A 13,419-nucleotide genomic window follows, 5' to 3' on the forward strand; every position below is an offset into this window, starting at 1 on the left:
TTCAGAATTATATAGATGTTTTGAGACAATATGACGATGTGGACACGTGACCATATTTCTGCGTATTGAAAACTATAATGTTTTAATATAGTATAGTCACTATACAAATAGTGCATATTACACAAGAATGAAGAGAGTAAATCATGGAAAAAAATATTACCAGAAAAGATATTGCCCTGGAGGCCGGCGTTTCCGTATCTGTGGTCTCGAGAGCACTTAATAACAGTGGATATGTGGATAAAGAAAAAAAGAAGAAAATCATCGAAATTGCCAACCGGGAAGGGTACATGCCCAATCCCGTAGCAATGGCACTGCAGCAAAAGAAGACCCGTCAGCTTTTGTTCTTCTGCGGAGATTTAACAGGTGTTTATTATAATCAGATGTTTCATGGTATGGCCAGAAAAGCCGAAGAAAAAGGTTACCATGTGCTGGCTATCATGAATGAACGGGATTTTGAAATGGTGAAGACAACGCTGGCGGACGGCATCCTCTTTCCCACAGAGACAGTGGCTCAGGCCTATTCGGAGAGCATTGGGAAAAATTATTACCTTCCCACAGTCACAGCTTGCTTTGATCCGTCCGCGGTATATGCAAAACCCATGCCTGCAGTCATCATAGACAACAGGAAGGTGGTCAATACAGCGATAGATTACCTTATGAAAAATGGACACCATAAAATCGGTATGGCTCTGCCTTTTAATGAGGGGTACGCGAATCTCAGGTACAAGTATTGGAAAGAGAGAATGGCGCAGGAGATTGGCAAAGAATACAAAAAATACATATTGGATATCCAGGGGGATCTGCAGAGAACAGAATCGCCCAAGAATGACAGCAAACAGGATTTCAGCTGTGAAGCGGAAGGGTTTATTTATCTGGACCTCTTCAATCTGGGCAGAAGGGCCGCAAGGCTATACAAGGACTCAGCGAATAAGTCCACAGCCATCCTATGCTTTAACGACGATATGGCTTTTGGCATGTTGGAGGAGTTCAAAAAGCTGGGAATAAAAGTTCCGGAGGATGTTTCCATCATGGGAATAGACGGCCTGTTTACCAGGGAGAGATATGAACCAAAGCTTACCACAATAGCAATTTATCCGGAACGGCAGGGCGCTGAATGCGTAGACGTCTTAATTGACATGCTGGAAGGGAATAAATATAAATATATGAATTATTCGCCCTTTGATATTTTGGAGGGGGAGACTGTAAAAAACAGGAACGTATAGCAAGGCATAGCGCGCTGCTTTGTTATATACATAAATTTTAATCAAGCCAAATACAAGGAGGAAAAAAATGAAATTCAGAAAATTGATGGCAGTTACACTGATAGGTATGATGTCAGCAAGTCTTATGGCCTGCGGAGGAAATTCTAAAGAGACAGGAAACAAGACAGCAGACGGAAAGGAAAAAGAAAAACTGGTCATCTGGTCATGGGGAGCAGATGAAGAGAAAAAATCAAGAGAGACTATGGTGGAGGCATTCCAGAAAGCACATCCGGAGATCGAGATTGAGCATTCTGTGATTCCCACAGCCGACCATGTATGGGACCAGAAAATGACAGCAGCCCTGTCCGCCGGTACAGGACCGGACGTTATTCAAATGTCCCCGGATTACTATGGCTTATATACAGAATATTATGAGGACCTGAACCCGTATGTGGAAAAAGAAGGGGTGGATTTAAATTCTGTTGTTACAGAGGGCATGATCGAGCCGTACTATCGCCCGGACGGAAAGCTGGAGGCAATGCCTCTTCTGGAAAATGTATTTGTACTGGCTTACAACAAGGATATGTTCGACCAGTTTGGTGTGGAGTATCCTACTGCTGACTGGACCTGGGATGATCTGGCTGAGGCAGCCAAAAAGTTTGTAGGCGGAGAGGGAGCAGATGCCACATACGGCATGGTAAACCATTGGATCGATGCCGGCTTATCTGTGATCTGTAAGGGCGGAAGCGCTTATTCTGATGATTTAAAGACTTGTGAAGTGAACAGCCAGGCAGTAAAAGACGGCCTGAACCTTTTCGGAGATCTGGTACAGAGCAAAGCTATGCCTGATGACACGGCTGCCAAGAGCCTTCCGAAAGAACAGCTTTTTGTATCCGGACACGCAGCTATGTATACCCTTGGCGGTTTTGAGACAAAACTTATTGCAGAAGAAGTAGGTGATAATTTTGCCTGGGACGCAGTGCCTATGCCTAAAGTGGAAAACGGCAAAAATAATCTTATGTATGCCACCGGTTATGCCATGTTAAAAACATCAAAAAATAAAGACGCAGCCTGGACATTCTTAAAAGAGGCAGCATATGAAAATGAGGATATGGCAAAAGAGACAAGCAAGATCGGCCTGACTTCCTGTAAAAACATTGCTGAGACTTACTATAAGGATTTAGAGTACGGACCAATTAAGAACAGTGCGTTTCTTGACGGCTTAGCCGGTGCAAAACTCAATATCTGGGGCGGAGCTTTTTCAGCAGCAGGTGATGTGTATACTCAGATCTGGCAGTCAGTGACCATTGACGGCAAGTCTGCAGATGAGGCAATGGAAGAGTATTATCCCGCTTTGGAAAAAGCGTTTAATGAAGCAAACGGTAATTAAAAAGAGAGCTTTCTGACAGAGCTGGTGATACAGGCCGGGATAGACTGCCCGGCCTGTATTGGGAAAGGAATGAATGGGAGGCATGGAAAGTTTGAATAAACCAGGAAAGCAAAAGAAATATTCGACTATGGAAAGAAGAGAGGCCAGGAATTTTTATCTGTACACAGCACCCTGGCTGATAGGATTTCTCGTACTTACGCTTTATCCGATCCTGTATTCATTTTATCTGATGTTTACAGATATGAATCTTTCAGGAATCGCGAATTTTGTCGGACTTGAGAATTGGAAATATGCATTTACGGATGACCCGTTATTCAGAAAAGCATTCCTGAATACGTTAAAATATGTTGTGATGTTTGTTCCATGCAGTATCATACTGGCATTTTTTATTGCGCTGCTGCTCAGCAAGAAGATCAAAGGACTTGGTTTTTTCCGCACTGCGTTTTATATACCATATATAACCTCCGGTGTGGCCGTGACGATCTTATGGGGATGGATCTTCCAAAAGGACTATGGGATCATCAACTATATCCTGTCCCTTGTGGGTTTAAAAGGACCAAACTGGCTGGGGGATAAACATGTGGCCATGATATCCATTGTCATTTTGTCACTGTGGACCATTGGAAATAATATTATCATCATGCTGGCTGGGATCCAGGATATCCCACGGTCCTATTATGAGAGTGCGGAGATCGACGGCGCTGGTTCCATCCGTCAGACTCTGTATATCACATTGCCGTTATGTACGCCGACCATATATTTTAATCTTATTGTTACAGTCATCGCAGCCTTCCAGGTGTTCCAGCAGCCCCTTATCCTGACAAACGGCGGACCGCTCAACAGTACATACACAGCCGCAATGCACCTGTATAACAATGGATTCCTGTATGGAAAGATGGGTTATGCTTCTATGATGGCCTGGAGTATGTTTGCGGTTATCATGCTGATCACCATTGTGGTAGTATCAACATCAAAATACTGGGTATTCTACGATGACTAAAGAGGAGGAAGAGACTATGCACACGAGATCACAAAAAAAGGCAAAGCTTGCGGCAAGGATCGTGACGTATTTCGTATTGATCGCTGCTGCTGTCATCTGTCTGTTTCCGTTTATCTGGATGATATCCACATCTTTTAAACCCATGTCGGATATTTATAAAATGCCGCCTACGCTGTTTCCGGAGAACGGCACGGTTGAAAACTTTGTGGAGGGATGGAAAGGAGCCAATTTCCAGCTCTACTTCAAGAACACAGCAGTCATCACGTTTCTGGCCACAGTCGGGACTGTGCTCTCCTCCTCAGTGGTTGCATACGGTTTTGCCAGGTTTCAGTCCCGGTGTTCCAAGCTGCTGTTCATGGTCCTGCTGGGAACCATGATGCTGCCCACACAGGTGACGCTGATCCCCCAGTATTTACTCTACTATAAGCTGGGCATGGTGGACACCATATGGCCGCTGATCATACCGAGCTGGCTTGGAGGCGGGGCATTTAATATTTTCCTGTTTATCCAGTTTTTCCGGACTCTGCCAAAAGAGCTGGATGAGGCTGCAAAGATTGACGGGGCAAATTCTCTGCAGGTATTTACCAGGATACTCCTTCCCGCAGTAAAGCCGGTTATGCTGGCTGTATTGGTCATGGCTCTGGTCTATAACTGGAACGATTTTTTTAATCCCTTGATCTATCTGAATTCCAATGACAAGTTTACCATCGCTATTGGCCTGCAGTTCTTCAAGGGTTCCCAGGGAAATGTCCAGGTGGGGCAGATGATGTCCATGGCCCTGGTCTCCCTGCTCCCGGTACTGGTGATATTTGCCACCTGCCAGAAATATTTTATACAGGGTATCAAAATGTCAGGGCTGAAAGGCTGACAAAAATACAGACAATTAATACGACAAAATGGAGGACAATTTTATGAAATACAAAAATCCTGTTATTTCCGGGTATAATCCGGACCCGTCTATCTGCCGTGTGGGAGAAGACTACTATATCGTCAATTCATCATTTGAGTTCTTTCCGGGTGTACCTGTCTATCACAGCAGGAATCTTGTAAACTGGGAGCTGAAAGGATACTGTCTTGAGAGAGAATCACAGCTGAGTCTTCATGGCTGCAAACCCTCAGGCGGAATCTACGCGCCGACGCTTCGTTATCACAACGGAACATTTTTTATGACTACCACCAACACATCAGGAAAAGGAAATTTTATTGTACATACCACTGATCTGGAAAAGGGATGGTCAGAACCGGCATGGGTAGACCAGGGAGGAATTGATCCGTCCTTATTGTTCGACGATGACGGAACTGTATATTTTACCTCTACCAGTATCGATGAAGAGGGAAATACAGGAATCTTTCAGTGCCAGGTCGATCCTTTTACAGGGAAGCGCCTGACAGAGAGTATTGTGATCAGCAGGGGATGCGGAGGCAGATACGCGGAAGGCCCTCATCTGTATAAATGGTTTGGCAGATATTATCTCATGCTTGCTGAGGGCGGTACAGAATACGGACATATGGAAACGATCCTGCGTTCCGACAATCCCTACGGACCTTTTGAAGCGTGTCCCCATAATCCCATACTTACCCATAGAGATGACATGAGGGAGGAGATTTACTGTACAGGACATGCAGATATGATGGAGGACCATAACGGAAACTGGTGGATGGTCTGTCTTGCAGTCCGCCCGTGCCAGGAGAAGAGCAGCAGGGTACTGCTTCATAATCTGGGACGTGAGACTTTCCTGGCACCGGTGATCTGGACCGAGGACGGCTGGCCGGTGGTAGGGGAGAACGGTCTGATCTCCCTGGAGATGGACGCTCCTCTTCCGGGTGAGAAACCGGCTTTGGTAAACCGTGACTTCGCGGATGATTTTTCACAAAAGGACTTCAGTCACCACTATAATTTCCTCAGAAATCCTCACATGGAAAATTATGTGCGGGATACCGGAAGAAAAACCATGACCCTGACAGGAACTAAGACCACCATAAATGAGATGGCAAGCCCCACCTGGATCGGTGTACGTCAGAAAGGTTTTGAGACGGTATCCACAGTAAACGTGGGAGTCAAAGAACCGGTGCAGGGCATGCGTGCCGGCCTGACAGCATATTATAATGACTCTTATCACTATGAGATTTATCTGACAAGAGAGCTGGATACATGGAAGGTGTGCCTGGCAAAACATGTACACGATATCTTTACTACTACGGCAAGTATGGAAATTCCCACAGCAGAGAATGTTACTCTGCGGATCATTTCCGACAAGACCTTATACAGATTTTCTTTCAGCACAGACGGAGAGCATTTTACAGAGCTTGGCACCGGACTGGTGGTAGGACTTTGCACCGAGAGTACAAAATGCATGACATTTACAGGTACATATATCGGAATGTTCGCGGAGAACGGATGCGGGGAATTCCGGGATTTCCAAGTGAAGGTGTTGGATGAGCTGAATTGTACAAATAGGGAATAAGAGGGCTGAGATATGTATAAAATGCAGATTCATGCAGACAAAATAAAAGGAAAGATAAACAGAGAGATCTACGGACATTTTTCGGAGCATCTGGGCAGATGTATTTACGGCGGCATTTATGTGGGGGAGGATTCCCCCATTGAGAATGTAAACGGAATGAGAAAAGATGTGGTGGATGCCCTGAAGGAGATCCGACTGCCGGTCCTGAGATGGCCGGGCGGCTGTTTTGCCGATGAATATCATTGGATGGATGGGATCGGACCAAAGGAGAAACGGAAAAAGATAGTCAACACACACTGGGGCGGGGTTATTGAGGATAACAGCTTCGGTACCCATGAATACTTTGAGCTTTGCCGCCAGTTGGGATGCAAAACCTATGTCAATGGAAACCTGGGAAGCGGAACGATAAAGGAAATGTCAGACTGGGTGGAATACATTACCTTTGAGGGAATGTCCCCCATGTCACAACTTCGCGGTGAAAACGGATCAAAAGAGTCATGGAATATTGATTATTGGGGCGTAGGCAATGAAAACTGGGGCTGCGGCGGAAACATGACTGCAGAATATTATGCCAATGAGTACCGCCGTTATCAGACCTATGTCAGAGACTACAAAAATGACAGGAAGATCAGTAAAATCTGCTGCGGACCAAACGCTGAGGATTTCGACTGGACAAGAGAAGTGTTAGCTGCCTGCTTCCGCCACAGCCAGCCGGAACAGCATGGATTCATGGATGGACTGTCCTTACATTATTATACAGTTCCCAATGACTGGAAAGTAAAAGGAAGCGCCACTGAATTCGATGAAAAGGACTGGTATCGGACTTTAAATAAAACTCTGTTCATGGAAGAGCTGATCCAAGGCCATGGGGCGATCATGGATGAGTATGATCCGGATAAAAATATCGGTATGATCATAGACGAATGGGGTACCTGGTTTGACTGCGAGCCTGGTACCAATCCGGGATTTCTGTATCAGCAGAGTACCATGCGTGATGCCCTTGTTGCAGGAATAAATCTCAACATATTTAATCAGCATTGTGACCGGGTGAAAATGGCAAATCTGGCCCAGACAGTCAATGTGCTCCAATCCGTATTGCTCACAGAAGGGGATAAGCTGGTCAAGACACCTACCTATTACGTCTTTCATATGTATAAATGCCATCAGGACGCAACTCTGGTGGAGAGCAGTATAGAGACAAAACAGATCGGCCTGCAGGAACAGTACATGGTGCCGAATTTAACGCAGTCCGTTTCCGTTGACAAAAACGGCACTTTGCATATCACGGTCACCAACTTATCCGCTGATGAAGGGTATGATATCGAGGCAGAAGTAAGCGGAAGACAGATAAAGGAAGCAGAGGGAGAAATATTGACCGGAGACATAAGGGATGGGAATACATTTGACAATCCGGATCAGGTTAAGACACTCCCCTTTGACAGTGCGAAGGTGGGAGAAAAGGGACTTCAGTTCCACATTCCGGCGTGCAGTATCATACATTTGGAAATAAAGGAATAAGAGTTTATAGAAAACAGCCGGGGAGTTTTGGTCCCCGGCTGTTTTAGCGTTAAGAGAAAAGAGAAAGACGTGGGGGCAAAGGCTGGAAACGACTGTAGAATTCCGGTACAAAAAATGGTATACTGGATTTGCAATATATTTTATTTTGGATCAAAATGGAGAGATTTATTGAAAAACAGTACAGAATTATGCAATATCGTATATAACGTCCTGCTTAGTAAAATACAATTTGGTGTCTATGGTTTCGGTGAAAAACTGCCCACCATGGAGGAGGCCAGTGCATGTCTTCACGTATCTGTGGATACCACCCGCGCATTCCCTGGAAAAGGAGCCTGCTTCCATCCCAGAAAGAGCTTGCAGAGCAGAGAGGTGTTTCGGTAAGTACGGCCCGAGGGTGCTTGGTCTTCTTGGCTGTGTTGGGGCGGTAAAGTCCGCGAAATATGTGGGAACACGTGTCCTTCCTCTTGAAAAGGCTACGGAAAATAGCGATTTCACCAACCCTGTTTTCCGCCGGAGACTTGTGGATATGACGGAGAGCTTTCAGATCCCGGCGCTGTCCTGCAGAGAGACGTGTGTGCTCACACTTTCCTCTCTTGATGCCCATGCCATTGAACTTATCCGTAGAAAACTGAAGATCCAGAAGGAGAGAAAGCGCGGTGAAACCCTGTCCTTTCAAATGATGGATATAATCGTAAAATATGCCCCGTTTCAGACGATCCGGTCCGTTTATTCTGAGCTGCAGCAGCAGTTTTTCTGGGCAAATGCATTTCACGGCATGATCGGTAGCCAGGATACTGTCAACGCCGTCTACGGTCCTTATATGGATGTCTTTATAGAAGCTCTGGAAAAAACAGATTTTCTCAGGTTCTCTGAGGAACTGGAGGCGCTCATGATCTATGAGTTCCGAAAAACAGCGGGTTTTATGTCAAAGATTGGTATTCCGGGGACGGAAACCATATGGATTCCCAAGCCCTGTGTTTAGAGGTAAAATATCCGGAATGTGAAGAAACCGATCAGCAGTCGGTCTTCTTTTTATACATATTTATAAATAATTAAGAAACAGACAGATATAGTTTTGACCGGCAGTTGCTTTCTCTATTTGTCTTTGCTATACTTAATAATAAATTGGTATGGGAACAATCAGAAAAAAATAGAAATGATTGGCAGCAGGCATCCGGGGAGGAGCCGTACAGAGCCGGAAAGGCAAGGAGTTAAGGGAGATGCAAAGAACTTTAAAAAAGAGGATGATTCCCATAGGACGGAGTCAGCAGATAAGTATTATCAGCACGGTGGTACTCATTCTTCTGATGCTCTTTTATTTGGTCATGAACGTCAGGAATTCTGCCAGTCTGGCGGCGCAGACGGAAATCATATCAAACCATCCTTTTGAGGTGGTGATCTCTGCCGGAGATGTGAAGCTTTATGTGTCAGAGATGAGTCTGCGGACAGGACGGCTGGAACGCCATTATAGCAGTGACGATATAGAATTTGCCCAAAATAAGCTGGAGGAACTGTCTCATTCTCTGGAGAAACCGGTTGCCCGGCTGGAGGAATTGTATCTGGGCAGCAGGGAGGATGTACAGATACTCAAAAGTATTCTGGAGCTTCTGCACACAGAGCAGACAAAATATCTGGAATTTTGCCGACAGCCGGATATCACAGAGGAAAAGATAGAGGCTTATGCCCAGGAGCATCTGCAGCCTGTCTATGACACTGCTCTTCGCCAGACGGAAAGCATTATATTGACTGCCCAGGAAAAAAAGGTGGGGTATGGGATCACAGCCGAACGGCTACGGCTCATTAATCTGATCGGTTCTATTGTGCTCATGATTTTGATGGTAGGGGTGCTGCTGATCTCCCAGTATGTTCTTCAGCGCCAGAGGAAAGAACTGGTTTACCGCAGTAGACTTTTTGATGATCTGTCACGGAGCATTGACGATGCATTCATTATCCGGGATGCCAACACAGGGGATATCAGCTACCGCGGATTGAATCTGGAACGGGTGCTTGGAATCCCCATGGCAAGCCCGGAAAGCTTCTACCAGGGTCTCAATGAGGTGGACGCACAGGCGGTCCGGGAGGGCGTCAGCTCTCTTAAGTCCGATACCCCATATGAAAGACTGGTGGAGTATACAAAATCAAATAAAGAAAAATACTGGATGCTGATCCGTGTCTACCGGGTGGATGATTTGAAAACCCCGCAGCTCATCACAGTATTTTCCGACCGTACGGAAGAAGTCCGATCACGCCAGGTCCTGCAGGAGGCAATGTTGACGGCAGAGCGGGCGAATCTGGCAAAAAGCGAGTTTTTATCCAGAATGAGCCATGAGATCCGTACACCCCTGAACGCCATTATCGGCATGACCACCATAGCGGCGGCTTCTGTCCGGGAGCCTGCCAGAGTGGAAGAATGTCTATCTAAAATCACTTTTTCATCCAAACATCTGCTGATGCTCATCAATGACGTGCTGGATATGTCTAAGATTGAGAGCAGTAAAATGATACTGCAGAATGAGCCTTTTGACATTTTCGAGATCGTCAGCGGGTTTGCAGCCACTGTTTATGCACAGGCAAAGGAAAAAGGGATTGCTTTTGATGAAACTATGGAGGGATTTGGAGGCAATACCATATTTATCGGTGATTCACTGAGACTCAACCAGATACTGTTAAATCTCAGTTCCAATGCAGTGAAGTTTACCCCGCCTGGCGGCAGGATCCGTCTGGAGGTTTCTCTGCATGGCAAAAAAAATACCACTTACATACTGCGCTTCATTCTCTCTGACACGGGGATCGGTATGTCAAAGGAGGCTGTCCAGCGTATATACCAGCCTTTTGAGCAGGCTGACGCTTCCATTGCAAAACGCTTTGGCGGTACAGGACTTGGCATGTCTATCACCAGAAATCTGGTTACGCTGATGGGCGGTCAGATCCAGATAGAGAGTGAGCCGGGAGCGGGAACTACTTGTATTGTGGATCTGCCGTTCAGAATAGGGCAGGAGGACGGCGTTTTGAAGCCTGATTTTGAACAGCAGGGGCTGCGGGCATTGATCGTGGATGATGAACAACAGGTTTGTGAACAGACTGCTGTTCTCTTAGAAAAAATAAAGATCAGCTCTGAGTGGTGTCTGTCAGGTGCCGAGGCTGTAAAACGGGTGAAGGAGATGCATCGAGAAGGTCAGGACATGGATCTGTGTCTTATTGACTGGAAAATGCCGGGCATGGACGGTATTGAGGTGACACGCCGCATCCGTCGTGAGGTGGGAAATGATGTTCCTATTGTCATGATCTCGGCTTATGACATTGCGGAGGTGGAAAAAGAGGCACGGGAGGCAGGGGTCAATGGATTTCTGCCAAAGCCGCTTTACCGTTCCTCTGTCTATTCTGCCATCAAGGAGATACTGGAACACAGAGGCCGGCATACTGCATCCTCCGGAGAGCGGGAAGCTTCCGGCCGGCCTTTGGACGGCTTTCGGCTGCTGATGGCAGAGGATAATGCGCTCAATCAGGAGGTGGCGGCAACGCTGCTGCGTATGAACGGAGCTGAGGTAGACTGTGTGGAGGATGGGCAGCAGGCACTGGATACATTTTTAGACTCAAAGCCCGGTGATTATGACGCTGTCCTGATGGATATACAGATGCCGGTCATGGATGGGTACGAAGCCGCCAAGAAGATCCGCGCCTCCGGTCATCCCATGGCCATGAGCATCCCCATCATTGCCACTACAGCCAATGCGTTCAGCGATGATGTCTCCGCTGCGCTGGCCTCCGGGATGAATGCCCATGTCAGCAAACCACTGGATATTGTACAGCTCTGCAAAACTCTCTCAGAGTGGATTGGCAGAGGGGATTGAACCGGATACAAACCGCACATTCTTTTATGCACCGGGTTGCAGGCAGATAAAACCAGTGATAAAATAAAACTGATCTGCCGGGTGAAATATATAATTTTTAAAATCTGGCGGCAGAACAGAGACAGAAGGCGGAGGATGAGTATGTGTTGACAAGAAAAGAGATGAAGCAGAAAGCAAGACAGTCTCTGCGGAAGCATTATCTGATATTTGTGATAGTCTGTGCAGTGGCGGCCATGTTGGGAAGTGAATTTTCCGGTTCCCTCAATGGAATCAGGATTGAATCCAGAGAGAAACAGACCCATAACACCACTGTAAACGGTATTGTGGGAGGTCAGCCCAATCTTTCGGATGTGGTATTGGAAGCACTCCAGGGAAACGAGAAGGAGAGCAGGGAATTATCAAATGAATTGAAAGAACAGGAAGTGGAGGATACAAAAGAAGGGAAAGGCAATGCAGTCCTGGGCAGGAGCAGGGGAGTGCTGGCGGGATTTGTGAATGATATCTCCTCCGGCTCCATTTTGGCCACTCTGATCGCGGCAGTGAATTCTATGGTGGGGTCTGCCGGGGCAACGGTTTTTATCTTTATCCTGCTTAGTTTATTGATGAGTCTGGCGGCCTGGGTGTTTCTGTTTAACATGTATACGGTAGTTTCACGGAGGATTTTTCTGGAAGGCCGTGTGTATGAGAAATTGTCTATCCAGCGCTTTACTTTTCTCATCAGGGTAAAGAGATGGATAAAGGTGTCCCTGACTATGGCTATGACAGCCCTGTATCAGATGTTATGGGCATTGACGGTGGCAGGCGGGATCATCAAGCGGTACTCCTATTTTCTGGTACCTTACATAGCGGCAGAAAATCCTGATATTTCTCCGAGGAGAGCCATTACCCTTTCCAGAAAGATCATGCACGGACATAAGTGGGAATGCTTTGTCTTTGAGCTTACTTATTGGGGATGGGATATGCTTGGCAGCCTTACCCTGGGGCTGACCGCGATTTTTTATTCCAATCCCTACAAGGTGGCGGCGTTCAGTGAATATTATGCCCATCTGAGAAATCTGGCAATAGAAAAGAAAATAGAAGGGTACGAATATCTGAATGACAGATATTTATTTGAGAAGGCCGATGACGATGTGATCTTCGAGGTATATGGGGATACACTTGCCACACTTCTGGGGGAAGAAAAGGAGGAACCGGAGCGATTGACCGGTTTTGCGGGGCTGCTTGCCAATGTGTTTGGAATCACAGTGATCAACAGGCGGGATGAGCGGATCTATGAGGAATACCAGGAGGGGCAGCTCAAATACCAGGTGATCCGGGATGCAGTGCAGGGGAAGGCATATCCGGGAAGGCTGTTTCCCATTCAGGAGACCAGGAAGCGACAGAAGGCGGAGACTCTTCGTTACATACGCCGTTATTCTGTGTGGTCGCTTATCATGCTATTTTTTGCATTTTCCTTTATGGGATGGATATGGGAGGTGAGCCTGCATCTTATCACAGACGGTGTGTTCGTAAACCGGGGTGTACTGCATGGTCCCTGGCTGCCCATTTACGGGACAGGAGGCGTGATGATCCTGGCGGTCCTGAACAAATTCAGGGGAAAGCCCGTTGTGGAATTCCTTCTGACCATAGTGTTGTGCGGCTGTGTGGAATACTTTACCTCCTGGTTCCTGGAAATTACCCATAACGGAAAGAAGTGGTGGGACTACAGCGGCTATTTCCTGAATCTGAATGGAAGGATCTGCGCGGAAGGGCTGTTGGTGTTTGGCCTGGGAGGCATGGCTATTGTCTATGTGGCAGCCCCTCTTCTGGACGATCTGATCAGGAAAATACCGTATAAGATACTGATTCCTGTGTGTATTTCTCTACTGGCGGTATTTGGGACTGATCAGGTTTATTCCAGTCTGCATCCCAATACCGGGAAGGGAATCACAGACTATACAGGAGCGTGGATAGAAGAACAAGAAGTCCGGACATGAAAATTCGGACAGCCCTT

10 protein-coding genes are annotated in these 13,419 nt (G+C 46.6%); all 10 read left to right on the plus strand.

Annotation, left to right across the window (positions count from 1 at the left end; all coding sequences use genetic code 11):
• The first annotated feature begins 143 nt into the window (after window positions 1-143).
• The 10 genes from BLCOC_RS05375 to BLCOC_RS05420 all read left to right on the plus strand — a co-directional run bounded on the left by BLCOC_RS05375 (window position 144) and on the right by BLCOC_RS05420 (window position 13,402).
• Window positions 144-1,223 (plus strand): LacI family DNA-binding transcriptional regulator, encoded by a 1,080-nt coding sequence (locus tag BLCOC_RS05375; protein WP_115624640.1) that lies wholly within the window; start codon window positions 144-146, stop codon window positions 1,221-1,223.
• A gap of 67 nt (window positions 1,224-1,290) precedes the next feature.
• Window positions 1,291-2,592, plus strand: a complete 1,302-nt coding sequence (locus tag BLCOC_RS05380) for an ABC transporter substrate-binding protein (protein WP_018595124.1) — start codon at window positions 1,291-1,293, stop codon at window positions 2,590-2,592.
• Between the two features lie 82 nt (window positions 2,593-2,674).
• Entirely contained in the window at window positions 2,675-3,592 is a 918-nt protein-coding gene (locus tag BLCOC_RS05385; RefSeq protein WP_242999038.1) for a carbohydrate ABC transporter permease, read from the plus strand.
• Window positions 3,593-3,608: 16 nt separating this feature from the next.
• Entirely contained in the window at window positions 3,609-4,460 is an 852-nt protein-coding gene (locus BLCOC_RS05390; protein WP_018595126.1) for a carbohydrate ABC transporter permease, read from the plus strand.
• Between the two features lie 43 nt (window positions 4,461-4,503).
• Window positions 4,504-6,057: a glycoside hydrolase family 43 protein gene (locus tag BLCOC_RS05395; protein ID WP_115624642.1), complete on the plus strand. Its 1,554-nt coding sequence runs from the start codon at window positions 4,504-4,506 to the stop codon at window positions 6,055-6,057.
• 12 nt (window positions 6,058-6,069) lie between these two features.
• A complete protein-coding gene (locus BLCOC_RS05400) occupies window positions 6,070-7,575 on the plus strand; it encodes an alpha-N-arabinofuranosidase (RefSeq protein ID WP_115624643.1) in 1,506 nt (501 codons plus the stop codon).
• 168 nt (window positions 7,576-7,743) lie between these two features.
• The gene (locus BLCOC_RS05405) at window positions 7,744-7,956 is read left to right on the plus strand and encodes a helix-turn-helix domain-containing protein (protein WP_131918277.1); all 213 of its coding nucleotides are present in this window, start codon (window positions 7,744-7,746) and stop codon (window positions 7,954-7,956) included.
• A 145-nt stretch (window positions 7,957-8,101) separates the two neighbouring features.
• On the plus strand, window positions 8,102-8,557 hold the full coding sequence (locus BLCOC_RS05410; protein WP_131918279.1) for a hypothetical protein: 456 nt from the start codon (window positions 8,102-8,104) through the stop codon (window positions 8,555-8,557).
• 238 nt (window positions 8,558-8,795) lie between these two features.
• Window positions 8,796-11,426, plus strand: a complete 2,631-nt coding sequence (locus tag BLCOC_RS05415) for a hybrid sensor histidine kinase/response regulator (RefSeq protein WP_115624646.1) — start codon at window positions 8,796-8,798, stop codon at window positions 11,424-11,426.
• 143 nt (window positions 11,427-11,569) lie between these two features.
• A complete protein-coding gene (locus BLCOC_RS05420) occupies window positions 11,570-13,402 on the plus strand; it encodes a DUF975 family protein (RefSeq protein ID WP_115624647.1) in 1,833 nt (610 codons plus the stop codon).
• Window positions 13,403-13,419: the final 17 nt, after the last annotated feature.

The organism is Blautia coccoides (assembly GCF_034355335.1).
GTDB lineage: Bacteria > Bacillota > Clostridia > Lachnospirales > Lachnospiraceae > Blautia > Blautia producta.

Excerpts from the sequence above, each read along its gene's own strand:
- BLCOC_RS05380 (WP_018595124.1), top strand. The coding sequence starts at position 1,291 with ATGAAATTCAGAAAATTGATGGCAGTTACACTGATAGGTATGATGTCA.
- BLCOC_RS05400 (WP_115624643.1), top strand. The coding sequence starts at position 6,070 with ATGTATAAAATGCAGATTCATGCAGACAAAATAAAAGGAAAGATAAAC.
- BLCOC_RS05415 (WP_115624646.1), top strand. The coding sequence starts at position 8,796 with ATGCAAAGAACTTTAAAAAAGAGGATGATTCCCATAGGACGGAGTCAG.
- BLCOC_RS05410 (WP_131918279.1), top strand. The coding sequence starts at position 8,102 with ATGACGGAGAGCTTTCAGATCCCGGCGCTGTCCTGCAGAGAGACGTGT.
- BLCOC_RS05385 (WP_242999038.1), top strand. The coding sequence starts at position 2,675 with ATGGAAAGTTTGAATAAACCAGGAAAGCAAAAGAAATATTCGACTATG.
- BLCOC_RS05395 (WP_115624642.1), top strand. The coding sequence starts at position 4,504 with ATGAAATACAAAAATCCTGTTATTTCCGGGTATAATCCGGACCCGTCT.
- BLCOC_RS05375 (WP_115624640.1), top strand. The coding sequence starts at position 144 with ATGGAAAAAAATATTACCAGAAAAGATATTGCCCTGGAGGCCGGCGTT.
- BLCOC_RS05390 (WP_018595126.1), top strand. The coding sequence starts at position 3,609 with ATGCACACGAGATCACAAAAAAAGGCAAAGCTTGCGGCAAGGATCGTG.